19 protein-coding genes are annotated in these 20,373 nt (G+C 40.4%); 13 read left to right on the plus strand and 6 right to left on the minus strand.

The window, feature by feature from the left end:
- Positions 1–22 precede the first annotated feature (22 nt).
- The 10 genes from O8C65_04240 (at position 23) to O8C65_04285 (ending at position 9,670) form a co-directional block, all read left to right on the plus strand.
- Positions 23–604, plus strand: coding sequence for a hypothetical protein (locus O8C65_04240; protein MCZ7356119.1), 582 nt, complete (start codon positions 23–25; stop codon positions 602–604).
- Between the two features lie 10 nt (positions 605–614).
- Entirely contained in the window at positions 615–1,067 is a 453-nt protein-coding gene (locus tag O8C65_04245) for a hypothetical protein (protein ID MCZ7356120.1), read from the plus strand.
- Between the two features lie 246 nt (positions 1,068–1,313).
- Positions 1,314–2,408 carry a glycosyltransferase gene (locus O8C65_04250; protein MCZ7356121.1) on the plus strand — a complete coding sequence of 365 codons (1,095 nt, stop codon included), beginning with the start codon at positions 1,314–1,316 and terminating at the stop codon, positions 2,406–2,408.
- Positions 2,409–2,412: 4 nt separating this feature from the next.
- Positions 2,413–3,435, plus strand: a complete 1,023-nt coding sequence (locus O8C65_04255; GenBank protein MCZ7356122.1) for a glycosyltransferase family 4 protein — start codon at positions 2,413–2,415, stop codon at positions 3,433–3,435.
- Positions 3,436–3,770: 335 nt separating this feature from the next.
- Positions 3,771–4,544 carry an ABC transporter permease gene (locus tag O8C65_04260; protein MCZ7356123.1) on the plus strand — a complete coding sequence of 258 codons (774 nt, stop codon included), beginning with the start codon at positions 3,771–3,773 and terminating at the stop codon, positions 4,542–4,544.
- On the plus strand, positions 4,541–5,773 hold the full coding sequence (locus O8C65_04265) for an ABC transporter ATP-binding protein (protein ID MCZ7356124.1): 1,233 nt from the start codon (positions 4,541–4,543) through the stop codon (positions 5,771–5,773). The genes O8C65_04260 and O8C65_04265 overlap by 4 nt, the downstream gene beginning before the upstream one ends.
- A complete protein-coding gene (locus tag O8C65_04270) occupies positions 5,745–7,319 on the plus strand; it encodes a radical SAM protein (protein ID MCZ7356125.1) in 1,575 nt (524 codons plus the stop codon). Before O8C65_04265 ends, O8C65_04270 begins: the two co-directional genes overlap by 29 nt.
- Complete coding sequence (locus O8C65_04275; GenBank protein ID MCZ7356126.1) at positions 7,309–7,452, plus strand: hypothetical protein; 144 nt, start codon at positions 7,309–7,311, stop codon at positions 7,450–7,452. Before O8C65_04270 ends, O8C65_04275 begins: the two co-directional genes overlap by 11 nt.
- A 61-nt stretch (positions 7,453–7,513) precedes the next feature.
- Positions 7,514–8,479 carry a GDP-mannose 4,6-dehydratase gene (gene gmd, locus O8C65_04280; protein MCZ7356127.1) on the plus strand — a complete coding sequence of 322 codons (966 nt, stop codon included), beginning with the start codon at positions 7,514–7,516 and terminating at the stop codon, positions 8,477–8,479.
- A 9-nt stretch (positions 8,480–8,488) separates the two neighbouring features.
- On the plus strand, positions 8,489–9,670 hold the full coding sequence (locus O8C65_04285) for a class I SAM-dependent methyltransferase (protein ID MCZ7356128.1): 1,182 nt from the start codon (positions 8,489–8,491) through the stop codon (positions 9,668–9,670).
- Here the strand turns inward: O8C65_04285 and O8C65_04290 are convergent.
- Positions 9,646–10,866, minus strand: coding sequence for a glycosyltransferase family 4 protein (locus tag O8C65_04290; GenBank protein ID MCZ7356129.1), 1,221 nt, complete (start codon positions 10,864–10,866; stop codon positions 9,646–9,648). The two genes, O8C65_04285 and O8C65_04290, sit on opposite strands and share 25 nt — an antisense overlap.
- Positions 10,838–12,061, minus strand: a complete 1,224-nt coding sequence (locus O8C65_04295; protein ID MCZ7356130.1) for a glycosyltransferase family 4 protein — start codon at positions 12,059–12,061, stop codon at positions 10,838–10,840. The genes O8C65_04290 and O8C65_04295 overlap by 29 nt, the downstream gene beginning before the upstream one ends.
- 46 nt (positions 12,062–12,107) lie before the next feature.
- Here O8C65_04295 and O8C65_04300 point away from each other — a divergent pair, with 46 nt between their 5' ends.
- A complete protein-coding gene (locus O8C65_04300; protein MCZ7356131.1) occupies positions 12,108–13,796 on the plus strand; it encodes a glycosyltransferase family 4 protein in 1,689 nt (562 codons plus the stop codon).
- A gap of 43 nt (positions 13,797–13,839) precedes the next feature.
- Here the strand turns inward: O8C65_04300 and O8C65_04305 are convergent, their stop codons facing one another.
- The 3 genes from O8C65_04305 to O8C65_04315 all read right to left on the minus strand — a co-directional run bounded on the left by O8C65_04305 (position 13,840) and on the right by O8C65_04315 (position 18,263).
- Positions 13,840–14,949, minus strand: coding sequence for a radical SAM protein (locus O8C65_04305; GenBank protein ID MCZ7356132.1), 1,110 nt, complete (start codon positions 14,947–14,949; stop codon positions 13,840–13,842).
- A gap of 341 nt (positions 14,950–15,290) precedes the next feature.
- A complete protein-coding gene (locus O8C65_04310) occupies positions 15,291–16,961 on the minus strand; it encodes a carboxypeptidase-like regulatory domain-containing protein (protein ID MCZ7356133.1) in 1,671 nt (556 codons plus the stop codon).
- Between the two features lie 90 nt (positions 16,962–17,051).
- Positions 17,052–18,263 carry a hypothetical protein gene (locus O8C65_04315; GenBank protein ID MCZ7356134.1) on the minus strand — a complete coding sequence of 404 codons (1,212 nt, stop codon included), beginning with the start codon at positions 18,261–18,263 and terminating at the stop codon, positions 17,052–17,054.
- Between the two features lie 148 nt (positions 18,264–18,411).
- On the opposite strand from O8C65_04315, the gene O8C65_04320 reads away from it, so the two are divergent.
- Complete coding sequence (locus O8C65_04320; GenBank protein ID MCZ7356135.1) at positions 18,412–18,534, plus strand: hypothetical protein; 123 nt, start codon at positions 18,412–18,414, stop codon at positions 18,532–18,534.
- Positions 18,535–18,940: 406 nt separating this feature from the next.
- Positions 18,941–19,462 (plus strand): hypothetical protein, encoded by a 522-nt coding sequence (locus O8C65_04325; protein MCZ7356136.1) that lies wholly within the window; start codon positions 18,941–18,943, stop codon positions 19,460–19,462.
- A 464-nt stretch (positions 19,463–19,926) separates the two neighbouring features.
- Here the strand turns inward: O8C65_04325 and O8C65_04330 are convergent.
- A partial coding sequence (locus O8C65_04330; protein MCZ7356137.1) for a hypothetical protein occupies positions 19,927–20,373 on the minus strand: 447 nt, incomplete at its 5' end.

Genomic DNA, 20,373 nt, shown 5'->3' on the forward strand with positions numbered 1-20,373 from the left:
ATGGTATTTTTCCCCCCTTTTCATGGCCGTGATGATGTTCTTTTTGCTCATGGATTTGGTCATCCCATCCTTTTATGAAAGCCTGACGCACGGCATTGGATATCTGATCACGGACGCGCCCGTGTTGAAGCAGATAATTGAAGCCCAGCCTCTCTTCTATACTTTTGAGGGCACGTTCCTTGGATGGCAAATATTAAGCAACCCGGTGTGGTATTCATTCACTTTCAGCTTTTATGCAGGAATTATAGGGTTCGCATGGTTATTCTACTCCCATCGGAACGGGATGGATAAGGCGCAAATATTTTTTATTGTCTGGACCCTGATAGTCCTGGCCCTTGCTCTATACCAGAGGCGCTTTAGCTATACGCTTGCGATAAATATCGCGATACTTTCCGGATATTTCATAGACAGGATCAAATCCCTTTCTCTAAGACCGTATTATGTTATTTTCCTCCTCTTCCTTTTTATCCCGAATATGGCTGTGGCGTATGATCTTTCCCAGGTCCCGCCCAAGCCATCGGATGACTGGTATGATCCTTTGCTGTGGCTGAAGGAGAATACACCCGCTGGAGGGCAGTATGGCATAATGACATGGTGCGGATAAGGACCTTGCAATGTATTTTGACCAGAGCAACCTGCCCAATGAGAATTACTTCCACACCATGTATGCAAGACTGCATGTATTCGACGGCAGTGGGCTTGAGAATTACAGGATGGTATATGAATCGAATGAGACGCATTATGACATCTTCGGCAAGCCTGCAAGGAATATCAAGATATTTGAATATGTGAAAGGGGCAAAGATAGCCGGGAAGGTGTCACCTAAGGAGACTGTGTCCCTTTCGGGGACTATTATTACCAATCAGAGGCGGATGTTCGAGTATGCTCAACAGGTGAAAGCGGATGAAAAAGGGGATTTTGAATTTACAGTCCCATATTCGATTGATGACCCCTATGAGACCAGATTATTAAAAAGCTATGAATTAATATATGGTAATTCAAGCCGTTCTGTACCCGTTTCGGAGAATGATATCCTGAATGGATATAAAATCTTGGCGGAGAGATGAGTCATATCCACATCTTTCATTTGAAACTGCGCAAGCCCCAGACCCGCCGCCTTCGGCGGAGGTGCCTGACTTGCCCCCGTCCGGGAAGATTTATTAAGCAGAATCCCCCTATTTATTTAAAATGCTATCTTCTGAAAAATTTGAAATACAAAATGCTATGAGAATTATAAAAGGGTTCGATCCAAAGTTCGCCGGATTCGAGACCCAGATAGAGAAATATCTGCAAAAAACAGTTCCCGATAACAAATGAAAATCGCCATCTTCCACGACTATATAGGAGCGATCGGGGGCGGGGAGAAGCTGATCCTGACACTTGCCCGGGGGCTTGATGCTGATGTGATAACCACGGACGTGGATGGGGATTCCGTCAGGAAGATGGGATTTGAGGACGTAAATATCATAAGCGTCGGAAGGATGATCCAGCTTGCCCCGATCAAGCAGATCCATGCATCGTTGCGGTTTGCATTGTGCGATTTTTCGGACAGGTATGATTTCTTCATCTTTTCGGGCAATTGGGCGCATTTCGCCGCCCGGAAGCATAAACCCAATATGTGGTATTGTTTTACTCCAACCAGGATTTTTTATGACCTGCATGATGATTTTATGGGAAGATTATCTTTCATCGCAAGGCCATTCTTCATGCTATGGATAGCTCTTCACGAACCGATGAGCAGGCGTTTTGCAGGTCATATTGAACATGTCATCGCAATATCGAAAAATGTCCAGAAAAGGATCAAGAAGTATTATGGGCGGGATTCGATGGTTGTGTATCCTGCCATTGATATATCAAAATACAGATTCGAAAAGTATGGAGATTTCTGGCTTTCTGTTAACAGGCTCTACCCTGAAAAACGCATCGAATTGCAGATCAATGCATTCAGGCAAATGACCGACGAGAAACTGGTTATCGTTGGAGGTTATGCTAAAGGAGACCATGCATCGAAATACGCATCCTGGATAATCAGGGACCTGCCGCCGAATGTGGAATTACTGGGGAGCGTCACCGAAAAGGAATTGATCGATTTATATGCGACCTGCAGAGGGCACATCACCACCGCAATCGATGAAGATTTCGGAATGACCCCTGTAGAAGCGATGGCCTCGGGAAAAGCTACTGTTGCTGTCAATGAGGGCGGTTATCTTGAGACGGTGATCGATGGTTCAACCGGGATACTTGTTGCTGCTGATGAGAAAGCCATCATTAATGCTGTTAAAATAGTTTCAAAAAGCCCGGAAAAGTATCAAACGGATTGCAAAAACAGGGCAAAAGAGTTTGATACGAATGAATTTATTAAAAGGATGTCTGCTATTATGCAGTCATTTCAAAAAAATATTGCATAGAAACATGGAATCGCTGAATATCGGGATCATAACGTATCATCTGGATAAAGGCAATGGAATCGACTCTGCGGTGGTCAGGTTTGCAGAGGGGCTTTCAAAAAGGAATAATGTAACGCTGATAGCATCAAGGAACAATTTCGAAACAGACGTTCCCTTCTTACAAATAAACCAGGATAATTCAAAAATCCCCGGTGCCCACAAAATATTGAATAAAATGGATCTCGATGTTTTGTCGTCTCATTTTGTCCCTTCAAATTTCATTGCTTCCAGAACGAAATTTTTCCATGTGATGCATGATGCTGGATTGCCTGATTTTTATTTAATGAATGGTCTGAGGGAAAGACTGTTTTGGCTAAAGAGTCACCTTTTGAATTCTCTCTCATTGAAAAGAGTAGATATAGTATTTTCAATTTCGGAATATTTGAAACGAGAACTCATTCGAAGATATAAGTATAAAGGAGAGGTGCATGTTCTCCCCTACGGGCTGAACGTTCCAGGACCGCAAAGAAAGATCGATGGTAACTTTATCCTGTACGTGGGGAGGCATATGAGATATAAAAATATCCACACCCTCTTTAAAATATTCGATGCTTTTTCAAAGGATCACCCTGATGTCTATCTCTATACGATCGGGATACAGCCGGATCCAGATTATTATGAGGAACTCCTCTGCTTATCAAAAAATAAAAAAATAAAAATGATGGGCTATGTGGAAAACGTGTATGATTATATTTATACCTGCAGAGCGTATGTAAATGCATCTCTCTGGGAAGGACAGGACCTCCCGGTGATCGAATCACAAATGCTGGGAAGGCCCGCAATAACTTATAATAACTGCAGCCATCCGGAGACCAATTTTTCCGGATACCTGGCAAAAAATGAGAATCATTTCGCAGAACTCATCGCCAGTGCACTGGATACAAAAGTAGATCCGCGTCCTGTTATAGAGAAATTTTCTATGGATAGCATGGTCAATAATTTTGAAAAGCTCATTTCCAGGAAATTGAACGAAGGTGTTAAGGAATAATAAAGTATCAAATTATAAAGCTAAAACCGCAGATAAAGGTCCAGAGTCACGGACCTCCCGCGCCTCTGGAGGACGTCAAATGTCACGTCAGTTGACGCCGTGCACACGTATGCCAGCGTACGGCATACGTGGACGCGTCCTCATGGGCCGCAACCCTTGACTTATGGCTCCGCCATACATGGATATCGCTGCGCGATACCCGCAAGGCATAGGTGTTGTGTGGGAGTCCGGAACCGTCAGGTTTCGATGCAGAACCCGCAGGGCATGATGAACGCAGATATATTGAAGTTTTGGAAGAGCCAATTTAGCTATGTTATTTCCCAAGGATACACAAATTGACATTTACTACCAATATCTGGAACTACAGACATCTCATCAAAAAAATCGCTATAAGTGATTTCAAACTCAGGTACAAGAATTCAGTCCTGGGGTTTTTCTGGTCGCTGCTTGAGCCATTGCTGATGCTGCTCGTTCTCTACGTGGTCTTCACGAACTTCATGAGGGTCACGATAGAGCACTACCAGCTTTTCCTGCTGATGGGCATTATTTCCTGGAACATGCTAAGCAGAGGAACAACCATGAGCCTGAACAGCATCCTGGGCAAGCCGAGCCTTGTGAAAAAGGTGTATTTCCCGCGAGAAGTGCTGGTGATCAGCTCAAGCATCACCGCGCTTTTGATGACTTTACTGGAATTCATCGTGTTCGGGATATTCATGGCAGTTTTCGCAGTTATCCCGGGTACAACATTGATTTACTTCCCTGCCATTCTTTTTGTTGAATTCCTGCTCGTCCTGGGTCTATCCTTCGGCCTTGCCGCACTGAACGTATTTTATCGCGACATCCAATATATATGGGCGGTTATCCTGCAGGCAGGGTTCTTTGCGGCCCCGATCATATACCCCCTTTCCGTGATTCCTGAGAAATATGCATTGATCATCAAGCTGAATCCCATGACAAGCATTATCGATATGCTGAGGGGAAGTGTGATATATTCAACATGGCCGGCTCCCGGGGATGCGATGTTCGTCGTAGCATCGGCTATTTTTATACTTGCCCTTGGCTATTTTATTTTCTTGAAGCTTGAATCCAGGTTCGCGGAGGAGCTATGACGACTGAGGACGCGATAATCGTCTCCGAGCTCTCCAAGGTGTTCAGGCTCCCCCATGAAAAGAGAAATACCCTTTTTGAATCACTTACCGGTATTCTCAAAGGCCGCAAAGGATACGAGGACTTCATAGCGCTGCGGAACATTAATTTCACGGTAAAGAAAGGTGAAGCCGTGGGCATCATAGGGGAGAACGGCAGCGGAAAGAGCACGCTCCTCAAGATCATCGCCAACATCCTTCGCCCGAGCAGCGGGTCAGTCGAAATTAACGGCAAGATCACCCCATTCCTTGAACTGGGCGTGGGATTCCAGCCCGACCTTACTGCAAAAGAAAATATATACATATACGGCGCGATCATGGGTTTATCCGACCGGGAGATCGATGCCAGGCTCGCAGAGATACTTGAGTTCTCAGAGCTCAAGCAATTCCAGGACGCAAAATTGAAGAACCTTTCCTCTGGCATGCAGGTCAGGCTCGCTTTCGCGACCGCGGTCCAGACCGATCCAGAGATACTGCTTATGGACGAGGTGCTGGCGGTTGGGGATATGGAGTTCCAGCAGAAGTGCATGGATGTTTTCCAGCAGTATATTAAAGAGCGGAAAACCATCGTGTTCGTGTCGCATGACCTGAATTCCATAAGGAGATTCTGCGGCAGGGCTCTGCTTTTAAAACACGGTGAGCAAATAGCATTTGGGGAGACAAATGAGATAATCGATAAATATGTATACAGTGTTGGAGACTTTGAAATCAAGAAAGCTGATGGAGTTGAACCCTGGAAAGAAGACTTAACCGGACTGAAAGAAAAGATAGCAGAAATACGGGGCGCAAGATTCATAGATAAGAACGGCAAGCCGAGTAAAACATTTAAATCAGGAGATCCCCTGACAATTGAGATCACATATTACTCCTATATTGAGCTGAAGGAACCTCTTGTGGGTATCGGGATATTTGATGAAAAGGGGAACCATTGTTACGGAACGAGCAGTTATACCAATCCATATACTATCAAGAAAAAAATTGGAGAGGTCAGGATATCCCTGCATTTAAAGCAGATCCCTTTTTTGAACGGGCGGTATTTCATACAGGTAGCACTTGCCGAAAAGGTACCTCACAAGATATACAAATATTTAGATTTCCATGATAAGACCTATACCTTCAACGTAATTAACGGGACAGAGGACATAGGCACGTATTACATCAATTATGAGTGGGAAGAAGACGGAGGAAAATAGTATTAAAATAGTGTTCATAAACCCGAATACCCGATATCTGGGCGGCCTCTTCACGGTATATCCTCCCATGGGTTTGCTTTATATCTCATCGATCTTGTTGGAAAATAAATACAATGTTTCAATCATCGATGCTGATATCGATGACCTATCACTGGAAGACATCAAAGAAAAACTCAGAATCGAGCGGCCTCAAATCGTCGGGATAACGATGAACACGTTCCAGACAAAATCCACTTTTGAAACTGCAAAGGCTGTTAAAGATGTCAATCCAGAGATAATAGTTGTCGTGGGCGGCCCCCATCCAACGATAGTTGAAAAAGAGGTGCTTGAAGCCTGCGGATCGATTGACGTATCGGTTATGGGCGAAGGTGAATTCACGATGCTTGAACTGGCCAAGAGAATCGAAAATGGGGGAAATCTTGGCGAAGTAGACGGCATCTGTTATCGAGATGATGGCATCATAAAAATGACAGCTCCGAGGAAATTCATAGAAGATCTGGATACGCTACCGCTACCTGCAATTGAGCTGGTCCAACCGATTGAACGATACCGAGGTCCTTTTCCTACGGGTGCCAGACCCTCAATACAGGTGATGGCTTCACGGGGGTGCCCTTTTAAATGCACCTTTTGCAGTAATCCTGTATGGGGAAAAAAGGTTAGATTTAGAAGCCCCGAATCAATATTGAGTGAAGTAGAACATCTATATAAAGATTTTGGTATTAAAGAGATCTTTTTTCAGGATGATACTTTCAATCTAAATGGAGAATGGTTCGAAAAAATATGCAATGGAATTATAGACAGAGGTTTGAATGATAAAATTATTTTTAAAACGCCTTTCAGAGTAAATAAAAACCATGTCGATGTGGATCTACTGAATTTAGCTAAAAAAGCAGGGTTCTGGATGATATTCTATGGAGTAGAAAGCGGGAACCAGAAAATACTGAACATCACACGGAAAGGCACAACTCTGGAAGAAATAGAAAGGGCATTCAAACTAACACGGAAGGCAGGAATAAAAACATACGGCTCATTTATGATAGGGAATATCGATGAAACCCCCGAAACCATTAAAGATGCTATTGAATTTGCAAAGAAAATTGATCCTGATTATTACGGTTTCGCAATTGCAACGCCATACCCTGGGAGCGAATTCTATGAGACCGCAAAAAGCCGCGGATACCTGCTGATAACGGATTTTACAAAATATGATTTTAGAAAATGTATTCTCAGAACAGAACATCTTAAGGAGACGGATGTGGAAAAATTTTATTCATTTGCACCATTAGCTGTTAAAAAATATAAGAGATCTCTTACACGCAAAATAAAAAGATTTATAGAATTATTTCCTGAAATTGGATTAAAGAGAGCTGTATGGGAAATTCAAGATACTGGTATAGAAGATATTGATCATTTACCCGTCCATAAAGATGATGTAAATTTGGCTACAGTTACAAATAATGTCAATGTGGGGGTTAATGACACAGGAGTCCTCGGGAAAGGCTGGCATCAGGCTGAATACCAACCGCAGCCCAACAATGAAATTTAAATTACCACGATTATATGGAAATATTTCCGAGGTTACAATTAAAATTGACAAAACATGGGTTCCAAATGATACAATAAAAAATGGCGATACCCGTGAATTGGGTATAGCAATACAGAAGATATGGACAGAATAATAAAAAATGCAATAATTTATAAATAGAAAGCTGTTTACAATATAAAAAAAGGACATGAAGCATGACAAAATCAGCACTCATTACGGGAATCACGGGACAGGACGGCTCTTACCTGGCAGAATTGTTGCTTGAGAAAGGATACGATGTTCATGGACTTGTGAGGCGCCTGAGCACCCCCAACATATCAAGGATCGAGCATATTTCTGACAAAATTAATCTTGTGGAAGGAGACCTGACCGACCAGTCTTCCCTCAATGGCGCAATGATGGACATCAAACCGGACGAAGTGTACAACCTTGCTGCCCAATCCTTCGTGGGCACTTCCTGGAACCAGCCCGTGCTCACGGGCGACGTCACGGGCATAGGCGCTGTCCGATTACTGGAGGCCGTACGCCATTTCTCTAAAGACGCAAGAGTGTACCAGGCTTCTTCAAGCGAAATGTTCGGGAAGGTGCAAGAGATGCCGCAGAACGAGAACACGAAATTCTACCCCCGCAGCCCCTACGGATGCGCTAAAGTCTATGCTTACTGGATGTGCATCAATTACAGGGAAAGCTACAACATGCATGTAACGAATGGGATACTGTTTAACCACGAATCTCCGCGCCGGGGATTAGAGTTCGTTACCCGCAAGGTCACAGATGGCGTAGCTAAAATATACCATGGGTTATCCAGGGAGCTTCACCTGGGAAATCTAGATGCGATGCGTGACTGGGGATATGCAGGGGATTACGTTGAAGCAATGTGGTTCATGCTGCAGCAGGAAACGCCCGAGGATTATGTTGTCGCTACAGGAGAAGCCCATTCTGTGAAAGAGTTCGTTGAGCTTGCTTTTTCTGAGGTCGGACTTCACTGGGAAAAGTACGTTAAAGTGGATCAAAAGTTTTTCAGGCCCGCTGAAGTAGAGTACCTGGTGGGCGATTATTCAAAGGCAAAGCGCGTCCTCGGCTGGGAACCCAGGGTCAAGTTCAAGGAACTTGTGAAGATGATGGTCAAGGCTGATGTGGAGCGGCTGAAACCAAGGTGAACCGCAAAAATGGATACTATTGAGATAAAGGACGGCGACATTGACGTCGAGGATATCATGCGCCAGATAAGGGAGAATATTAAAAAAAGAAAAGAAAGCGGCGCATATACAAAAGAACTGGAAGCGATGATCAACGAACCTCTGCAACCACCTCTCGCAGGCGCCAGGTGTCGCGATCTCAAGTCTGATCTCAATTATGTCGACTCCAACTGGGATATAAATGCTGAATATGTTATAAGTTCCCACCGAAAGATCATTGGCAAACCCCTTGTCTGGGGAAGGCGGTTGATAAATTCCGAAATGAGAAGATATGTGGATTTGATCAATGGGAAACAGATAGAATTCAATGCTCATGTTGCCGGGGCGCTCAAAGGTCTTGATAATAAGATAAACGAAGCTGTGGCTGATATCAGGAAAGGGACTGATAGTAAGATCAATGAGGCTATGGCTGCCCTCAGTAAAGACATTGACCTAACACAATTGCCCGGCGCGCCGACTGACGACGTGATGAACTACTTCCTGTTCGAGGAAAAATTCCGCGGCAGCACCGAGGATATCAGGAAGCGTCAATCGGTCTATCTCGAATATTTCAAAAACTGCAAGAACGTCCTTGATATAGGATGCGGGAGGGGTGAGTTCCTGTCGTTGCTGAAAGAGAACGGCATAGGCGCCAGGGGTATCGATATGAATGAAGATATGGTGCTGTACTGCCAGAAGAATGGTCTTGAAGTAAGTCAAAATAATGCCCTGAGCTATCTTACATCACTTAGCGATAAATCACTTGATGGCATATTTTCAGCTCAGGTCGTGGAACACCTCCAACCGGCAGATTTGATCTCTCTCATAAAATTAACCTACGATAAAATGCAATATGGTTCGTATTTCATCGCTGAGACTATAAACCCCATGTGTTTATCTGTATTTGCTTCAAGTTTTTGCATGGACTTATCCCATGTTAAGCCAATTCATCCAGAAACGATCAAGTTCTTACTTGAATCTGTAGGTTTTAGAGAAATTCAGTTTATATTCTTATCATCGTTTCATGAAACCATTAAATTAGCCAAGCTTAAGAGCACTGAAAACATGAATATCGAAGAAAAGATGCGATTAGAGGTAATGAACCAAAATATTGATAAATTGAATTCCCTGTTATATGGTTACCAAGATTATGCAGTAATTGGGAAAAAGTGATGCCTTTTCTTGCTTATTTCGGTCTCTATTGTATTTGCCATATTTTCGGCTATTTTATTCCAATCATATTTATTTTTAACTAACTTTTGACCATTCAAGCTAAGTTTATTGTAAAGCTCAATATTTTCAAGAACTTCTCGTATACTTTCTGGAAATTCTGATACTTCACAAATTATGGCATCCCTGTAATTCTTAATGTCCAAACCTCTTGCACCAATTGGAGTTGTAATGATAGGTAACCCAGCAGCCATATATTCTAGCATTTTTATATTGGTGCCTGACCCACTTACCATTGGATTTAAAGCGATATCTGAAATACGATATATCTCGAATTTCTCCTCATCGCTTACTTCAAAGGTCATGCCTACATTTTTATCGATATCTTTATTTTTAAAAGTGCCACAAACCCCTCCACAAATTAAAAAATATATTTCTTTCATTTTTGGAGCTAATTCGATTATGATTTTTTTGGCAGCTTCTGAATTAGGTGGATGACCACTACCCATAAAAAGTGCTAAAGGTTTATTTATAATTTTATTTTTAATTAATTTACTGTTTTTATAAAGTGTTCTAAATGATGGAAGATCAACACCATTTGGGGATATATATATTTTTGATTCGTCTACATGATATATTTCTTTAAATTTATTAATTTCATCAGCAGACATTGCAAAAACCAAATCAGATTTCCTTACTAATTCGTCCTCAACCCTTTTTACATTAGTATATAGAAATCTTTTAAAAAATCCTTTTCCCAATATAGCTTTTTTTAATAAATACTCGACATTGTGGGCTTCATATATCAGAAATTTATTCGGTGCATGTTTTTTTATTAATGTATATAAGTATGGATGAGAAGCAACAACAATACTACAGTCTGATAAACGATCTCTGACTATATTATTTAATTTTTTGTTATAATTACAAAAAAACATTGCAATTATATCATCTACTGATATCCCAAAGATTTTTCCTAACAATAAATTCACACTGGAATGAATTTTGCTTTTAGGAATTCGAATTTCCCAAAAATTCTGCCCTAATTCCACTTCAACGAATTCATTCTTTGCAAAGCAAATGTATGTGATATCGAACCTTTGGGACAGATTCTTGTAAATATAATAAATTCTAAATTGACCTCCAAAGCGTGGCGGATATATGGGAAAATCATTCAAAACGAGAATTTTTTTTTTCATAATATGTCTCTATATTTGTATGCATTTTATTCGCAATCTTCTGCCATTCATATTTTTCTTCGACTAATTTTCTTCCTTTTTCTTTTAATTTTTTATAAATGATTTCATCTTTAAATAGTAATACTATATTTTTTTCGAATTTATCTATATCACAAACAATAGCATGATAATTATCAACAATATCTAATCCTCTTGCTCCTGTAGGAGTTGTTATTACAGGAAGTCCCGCTGCCATGTAATCTAACATTTTCAAATTTGTACCAGAACCAAACGTCATAGGATTCAAGGCAGCATCTGATGCATTGAACAATAATTTTTTCGTTTCATCATCGACTACACCATATATTCTCACATTATTTGGCACATGGGACGTAATAAAATCTGATACTTTTCCAGCGATTAAAAATGTATATTCTGGTAACAAAGGAGCAAAATTATCAATAATTGATTTTGCAGCATCAATATTCGGTGGATGAGCACTGCCAAAAAAAAGTAACGCTTTAGCATTGTTTAAGCCTAACTTTTTCTTGTACTCATATTTTTCAAAATCTTTTAGTATTTTTATTTCTGCTAAGTCTACGCCATTTGGAGCTAAAAAGATTTTATTTAATGATATTTTATAAACGTTGTGAAAATCATTTATATCGTCATCAGATACTGCAAAAATCATATCACTACTTGTACATGCATGTTCTTCGATATAATAAACGTACCACGATAAAATTTTTGCGATTATTGAGTTTCCAAATGCTTTCTTTTGTAAATAATATTCCATATTGTAAGATTCATAAATAACCATTTTATCTTTGACTTTCTTATAAAGATATGGATGTGTTGAAATTAAAATATGTGACCCTTTAATCACTTGATTAAATAATTTTTTATAATTTGAATCAAAGTTGGAAGCGATTGAAACTACCGCACCAGAGCATTCAGGCACATGTCCAAATTTATAAAAAATATAGTGCAGTATGTCATGTAACTTGCTTTTAGGAATTCGAATTTCAATAACATTATTAAATAATTTGTATACTTCGAGTTTTCTGTCGGGATTTGGATAAGTAAAACTTAATATAGTTATATCATAATATTTCGCTAAGTTTCTACATATATTGTATAATCGGAGCTCTCCGCCGCTTCCGGGAGGAAAAAAAGCCGGGAAAAAACTCAATACCAAAATTTTCTTCCGACTCATCAAATATCACCAAATATATAATAAATAAGCAACTATCTTGTTTTATATGAATGCTTTGCATTTAACCTTTCGTTTTGGCGAGAAAATAGTAGGCGGCGCAGAATACCTAATGTATATGATTTCTAAAAAATTAGTGGAATCAGGGATTCATGTGGATGTATTTACTACCAAAACGGTCTCTATTACACCAATTTCAAGGTCTGGAGTTCATTGGGATAATAAGATCAAAAAAGCACAAAGCATTCACGACGGTATCGAAGTATATCGACATAATACTTATTCTATCCCAAAATTGATAGCAATTGGATTTGACTATTTAATCCAAAGACAATTGGATAGAGAAGAATTAAATATCAAAATCAAAGAAATAATAATTAATGAAAAAAGCTGCCTTGGAACGGGATGGTACTCCTTAGAAAATTATAATTTCTTCAAAATGCGCTGGACAAAAAGATATGCTAACTTTCTCGTGAATGACAGAAATATTTCAAAGATTTTTTTCAATGCTTATTGTCCCAGATCTATAAAAGGAAATTTTTTAATAAATGGAAAATTTATTGACGGTTTTAGTACTTCGAAGGAGTGGAAACGATTTGAGTTCGATATAGATGAGGAAGGTATAATAGTAGGTAAAATTTCATTGAATGCATCGTGGCATCCTCTGACGGATTCGCGACGATTGGGTATTGCCATTAATGACATCGGTTATGTTTCCGATGGGATTGAAAAATCGATCGATCTTACCAAGGATTATGTAAAAGTTCTGAGGAAAAACAGTAAATCATTTTTGGAACTATATAAACATAAAGCTTTGAAACGACCTCAAATCTATAATTATCTATTTATGGGATTACGTGGTCCTCTTTCGCCTTCACTGCTTTATAGCCTAAATAAAAATGCAAAAAAATATGATATAATACTCAGCCAGATGATGCCTTTCAACACCCTAAACTATGGTGCATATATTGGTAAAAAACATGGCATACCTACTGTGCTGCTACCTTTGTTCCATCCTGATGATAGCTTTTATCACTGGGGGCACTACTATGATGCAATCAAAAACGTGGATATGATCCTTGCGCTTTCTGAATACACAAAAACCAATGTCTATGACCCGCTGGATGTTCCGTGTGAAGTAATAGGCGGAGGTGTGGATCTCAATGAATTTTCAAATCCAGAAATCTCCGGGAAAAGGTTTAAAGAGAAATTCAAATTAAATAACACACCAATCATTCTTTTTGTAGGCAGGAAAAGCTATCCCAAAAGATATGATCTTCTTATCAGGGCAATAGACAAGCTGAACAGTCAAGGTAAAAGATGCCGCCTGGTAATTATAGGACCAGATGAAGATAAAATGCCTATCCCATCAAAAAACGTTTTATATTTGGGTAAGGTAGACAGAAAAATGATTTTAGATGCATATGATGCATGCGATATATTTTCAATGATGTCTGAGTCAGAAAGCTTTGGTATAGTATATTGCGAAGCCTGGATGCGTAAAAAGCCTGTTATTGGAAATAAATATTGTGGCCCCGTGTCCACTTTAATAGAGGATGGAGTAGATGGATTTCTATGTGATGAAAATGATTTGGCAGAGAAAATTAGTATCCTTTTGTCAGATGAAAAACTGAGGAATAATATGGGAGAAAAAGGCTATGGAAAAACAGTAAATAGATACACTTGGGACATCATCGGTAATAAGGTAAAAAGAATTTATGAAGAATTATGTAAATAAAGAATAAAAGCCACCTCAATTGAATTGGAGATTATGGGTTTTTTTATCTTTTTCTGAACAAATATTTAATTCGTGGACAACATGCTGCACCAGAACTACATTCAGTGCAGAATCGGGACGGTCTATCAAGAATAACTTCACTTCTTAATTGTGAAAATTCTTGGTTGTTCCATATTTTATCTACCGGAGTTACGAAAACGTTACCATAAATCCTACTCGATAATGCACATGTATGTATATTACCGCTTTGATCAATTTTTAATTGGGTGAAAGGTAAACTGCACCAAGCTGAGTCGGGTTGATGATGCCAATTTCTGACAATATTGAATCTAGTTAATGGAAGTTTTTTATTTAGTTGGACAGAACTTTTTAGCCTTTCAGTCTGAATGAAAATGTCTTCTATATTTAAATCTATTTGATTTCTTGTAGCAGTTTCGAGTGCTTGTAATAAATATTTCTCAACTTCTAGACTTTGTGGATTACAGCACATCTCCATTAATTCTTTGTGGTGTGGTATCAGAGGATATACAAAAATATCTTCAATACCTATTTCTGACGCCATAGTTACAAACTCATTAAGTTCCTCTAAATTTTGTTTATATAATGTCCATAAAATTATTAGATGGAAACGAGGATTTTGAATTTCTCGTTGATAATCCATGATTCGTCTTAGATTTCCGAAAACTGTTTCATACTTTGCCCCAACTCTGATGGATTCATATGTTTCTTTTCGGGCTCCTTCAAGAGAAACAGCTACTCCGCATCCCAACTCTACAAAACGCTTTAATTGGTAATCTTTAACACGCGAGAGACTTGTATTGAATGTAACCAATCGCTTACCATTATCCGCCGTAAATTCAAGTATCTCATCCCAATTTGGATGTAAAATTGACTCACCTCCTCCAGATAAATCTATTTGGCGGGCGTAGTTATAATAACTTTCTGGAATCTGTTTAAAAACCTCTATTGATAAGAATGTTTTGCGCATCTGATTCTCAAAAGTTCGGTAACAGTGTATACAACGTAGATGGCAAACATCGGTTAAATCGAAAACTATTTCAGCCGGTCTACATATTTTCAAGATAGCTCGAATTTTTAATATAGGCTTGAATAGCTTTGAATTTGCTCGGATTTGAATTCTAGGAATATTCATAGTATAAAATTAAAATTCTTATTGTTTATTCTCTTTATTTAATCAGTAATTAATCTTTTCTATCATATAGTACCTGTAGAGTCCGGAAATTATCTCGTTCAGCTTTTTCAGAACCAATGGTCAAACTTATACACAATAAACATAAAATTGATACTCGCCTCACAGAGATCTAAAGATGAAACAATTAATACTGTCAAAGTAATGTATCATATCTGCATATCTTAGAAAGAAGAGTTCAATCGGCTCAAAACAGAAATTTCCGACAATGATATGAAAGGAATAAACAAGTGTAAAGAGTTGGTCTAAAAGCTCCAACTCCAACTCTTCACAAGTCCTAAATCTTATCCATTAACAGTTACTTTCCCTACCTCTAATCTTCCCATCGTAACATCGCCTGGATAGAATGCATATGACCCGTTCACGGGGATATCATAATATTCCTTGTGATCCAGTGCACCGGCCCCATTGAAGTAATTCAACAATGGTGATGATGCTCCATTTACGGCTGACACTACGACTTCAGCATCCCATTCGCCACTTGAATCATACTGAGGCACAACAAGGTCTTTTACTGCGTCTGTATCCTTGAGCAGATTAAATGCCATTATGCCTCTGGTATTCCATGTTCCCGGAGCAAAGTTGACGATACGTTCCTCACCAACTACCAGATTATCCGAATGGATCAGCATTTTGCCATATAACAGGCCGCTGTCTCCGGGAACAATAGTTAGAGTTCCGTTCACCGGAACCGGCTGGTTGGTTGTCATATAGAGCGTTCCATTGAGGTATAGATAATCCAGCTTTACATTTGCTCCTGTCCCCGAAATATCTGATATTAACACTACCGAGTACCAGCCAAGGGTATCTTTTCTGCCATCGTATATCGGAACTATCAATTCTTTACTGGCATCGCTCTGTTTAGTCATTGAATCTGACATAAGATCATATGCGTTCCAGGTACCCGGGGTGAAATAGACGATACGTTTCTCGGCTACTACAGGGCTAGTTGATGTGATCTTTACCTTGCCAAGTAATTGACCGCTGTCACCAGGGGTTAAGACATAGGTGCCATTCACTGGAACAACGGCAGTGACAGGGGAGCCATAAGATGTTCCAGCATCATTGTAGTAATTTATGGTAAGAGTAGCACCTGTTCCGAGGACATCTGTCACAAGGATCGCTGTGTACCAGCCTGCAGTATCCTTTCTGCTGTCATACTGACCGAAGAACTGAGTTGCAGCACTTCCTCTTTCGGGCATCAGAGTGGACATAATGCCTCTTGAGGTCCAGGTGCCAGGTATGAAACTCACGATGCGTTTCTCTGCTGCTACTGGATTGTTCGATTTTATCACAACTCTTCCCATTAACAATCCGCTGTCCCCGGGGGCTAGAGTAAACGTGCCGTTCACTGGAACCACACCGTTGGCTGTACTGTAGGGAGTTCCGTTATCGTATAGGTAATTTATAGCCAGATTCGCACCAGTTCCATAGACATCTGAAACCAGGATAGCTGTGTAATAACCTGCAATATCTTTTCTGCTGTCGTATTGGCCGGAGAATTCAGTGCCAATATCAGAAGGTCTTGGCAATTGAGATGCCATGGTGGATGTGATTGTACCCCCGGTATAAGAGCTGATCCAAATGATACCAACCATTTTTGCATTGAGACTCAAGGTAAAATCCTTAATTGTATCAGGTGGAGATGCCGTTACGGTTATCTGGCTTTTATTAGTTGCGTATCCAATCGCACTTGCGCTTATATTATATGTACCGATCGGTACATTCGGCATTGTATAAGTTCCATCTGGAGCCGTAGTAGCATTATACTGCGGATAATCCACAAGCTTAACCAGTGCATCCTTTATTCCGACACCACTTGTAGTATAGACTCCCGCAGATGCTACTAACGCGCCAGGGATCATTGCAAAATATATTATAGCCAAAAATGCTATTATAGCAATCCCTGCTGCAATCCGCTTATATCTGTCTGCAATATCTCTCATTATTTTCATGGCAACTTTCCTAGCCTATATATTCAATATCCCATGAACTGATAACTATTAAAACTTTCGTCTTGCCTCTTCACTTTTTATTCCTCGGTATTATACATTCGTAACACTTCCTGTTATTGTCCCGGTCGGCTTCTTGACCAGTTCATTATCCTGCACCACAACAGCGCTCAATAAAGTCGAGACCGTTATCGTATTGTTCGTATAATACGTGGGATCGAGCCTGGCAGTAAGACCATATGTGCCCGCCGAAACGGCAAATGAATAGAACCCTGATGCATTGGTCGTAGTGGAAAGACAGGTGCTGGTGGATACCGTCACCCCGGCGATGCCCGTTTTATTACTGCTGTCCATCACTGTGCCGTTAATGAACCTTATAGTCGGAAGTATCGTGGTTGCAGTATGCGTCACCAAGGTAGCATTTTGGTTGCCATTAGTATCAACTGTCCTTGTGCCGATGGTGTATGTTCCCGGGGCAACAATGGCGCTGTAATACTGTGCTCCTTTTAATACATCGTTCTGGTATACTCCATCCAGATAGACCATGACTTTAGCGAAATCAGGATCTGAGGGGTCGGTCCATGTCCAGTTGATGAAGGTCAGGGTGTTAATCATGTTTGCCAGATTTGTGATGCTGGCTGGTGGGATGGTATCGCCTGATGGGGTTTCGGTCACTGAGATATTTCCAGATTGGGTACCTTTTAAACCTCCCTTATCTCCAAAGTAAATTTTCATTCTTGTTTTGGATAAACTTCCATTCTTTGATATCCTTAATCCAAGTTTTGCCCCTCCTGGAACTGTACCATGTATGGATTTTAATGATATATTGTAATCGTTGCCTGTGTCTTCGGGTACGGTAATGACGCTGCTGCCTGAGAGGGGGATTATCGTTCCATCTGTCAGAACATATATCAGTTTAAATGTAAAAGTCCCATCACCATTCCTATTTACGGATAAACGCCCAGAATACCAATTTCCCTGCACAAAAGTATTTTCCTTATAAGAATTATTGAAAAACATATCCACCGCAGGGTCCAGTGAATAAGAATCGTGAAAGGTATTGGAACAATTTGACTTGCCTTGATCAGTAAGCAATGTTTTTGTATATGCGCCAGGATGTTTGCTGCAACTCCCCCAGTTTGTTGTTATGCCCGGGGCGATCCACACACCATTACTATTTTTCCATGTATACACTGTTGCGCTCCCAGCATTGCTCAGCAAAATTATTGCAAATAATAATACAAGGCCTGCACTCATTGTTCTTTTTAATGTAGAAACTACTTTGATTCGATCGCCTGCTAACATCAATATCCTATCCAACTTTTTTAAATAGAAACCATATTTATAATGGCATAGCTCAAATAAATGTGATAGATACCTTACTATATTAATTTATCGTCTATAAATTATACATATATAAATTATACATATATGTATATATATACTTATGATTATGACCATAGAAAAGATTGAGACCCTTGTAATTCCTGTTAGAGTACCCGTCGGGCTCTTGACCGGCTCAATATCCTGCGTCACAAATGCGCTCAACACAGCCGTTACGGTATTAATAACATAATCCTCAGGATCGAACCTGCTGCAAGATCATATTATGCCTGAGGTTTCGGCTAACGAATAGAACCCGGATGCATCAGTCGCCGTGGGAACGTTCGTGTCAGCATCTGCAGTTGCTGTTTTGTATTTCTACGTGTACTGTGAGATCTCTGTTGTCGGTTTCGATTCGGCTCTGTTGCTTCGGGTGCTTTCTCATCACGGATCAGAAGAACATAAGCCTCCTTCGAATCTTTGCCATACGTGGTCGATAGCGGTTTTAAGTACTCCTTAATAAAAATAGGCAATGTAATTTTTCATAATGTTAGTTTCTTCAGGGCATTTTATGTTGAAGTTGCTAATTTTTGTGGCAACCTGCAATATCCTGTTGTGTAGAGGATGATTGCCTGAAGTAATTCTTCAGGAGACTAAGTATGACAGAGAATATCCACAGGGGATTTGTATCCGAATTTATTTACATTATGAGGCTGCTCACTATCTTTACCGCAGAAAGGATTAATCTGCAGCACGTTCTATATTTTACGGCATTCCTCGCCTTTGGCATAGGCGATGGTATTACTGCAGCATTCATGATGGATAAGAGCGGGATCGGGATCGAAGTAAATCCGATCGCAGGATTTTTATTCATGACGCAGGGTTTTTATGGCTTTGTGATAGCCAAGATCTGGCTTACTTTCGCATTGCTGCTTGGAACTCATATTCTTCAGCTTAGATCACCTGGATACTGGACTATTAATGGGTTTTTGATTGCCCTTACGTCGATAGGGCTGATGGCTGTAAAGGCAAACCTCACTGCGACCGCAGGCGGAATCCCTGAATCTCCGGGTACAATAATATTCACATACCTGGTTCTGACCCTCGTTCTGATCGAGGTGGGAAGTCTTATAGACGAGCATAAGGCAAGAACAGCAGGATACTATTCTGAGACAGTTTAAATGAGATAAAAATTCGCTTTTACCTCTCAACCGGAAAATCGATGCTGTATATTGCCCTCAAAATTAAGTTCAGGCTGCTATTGGATGGTCCGGGGTGACCGGACCAACCAATACAAAGCATTCTTTGATGGCGAAAGCGATCTGGCTAACAATTCTCCTGTCTTGATTGCCCTTGCCTCCTGACCTTCCGTTTCGGTAGTACACTGCATTTCAAGGTTCACCCTTGTGCCCCGCTGCACCAATACGCCTGCGTTGTAGAAATTAATCGCACGCTGCGCGCAATATTCTTTATATCGTTTCTGTGTTGATATTTACGATGCTAATATTCGGGCATATCCTTATTTTGTAGCCGTTATACGCACCTATCGGTACTGAAGTGATCGAATATGAGCCATCAAAGAACCAAGCTAAATTGAATTGTGAACAATTCAACCTAACAAATGCCACAGCACTGAACTTCTGTCTTATGCATCAGTGACCGTGCCGCTTATCGTTCCCGTGGGCCTAAGGGTCAGGATAATATTTTGAACTACAGTAGTACGTGCCACGACAGTCACGCTTACGCTACTATTGGGATAATTCTGAGGTTCTTTGCTAGCCGTTAACTGATAGGTACCAGCTACTAAATTCAAGGAATAGAACCCGGTCTCGTTCGTTGTTGTGGAAACACCCGTGTTGGTAGTTATTGTTGCACCTGCAATGTTACCCAGGGTTCCATAGACAGTCCCGTTATCAAACCCTGCTGGTTGAACTATAGTAAGCTGCCTGCTTACAACACTGCTCCACCGGCCGTTCAGCGGATAGTATGGTTTGGATGGATCAGTCCTCGGTGCTGAAGCCATGCCTTTGACATTAACCGTATATGTACCATTGAGGTTTGAAGTATTTATGCTGGCGTAAACAGGTTGGTT

Origin of the sequence: Candidatus Methanoperedens sp., assembly GCA_027460535.1 — an archaeon.
GTDB lineage: Archaea > Halobacteriota > Methanosarcinia > Methanosarcinales > Methanoperedenaceae > Methanoperedens.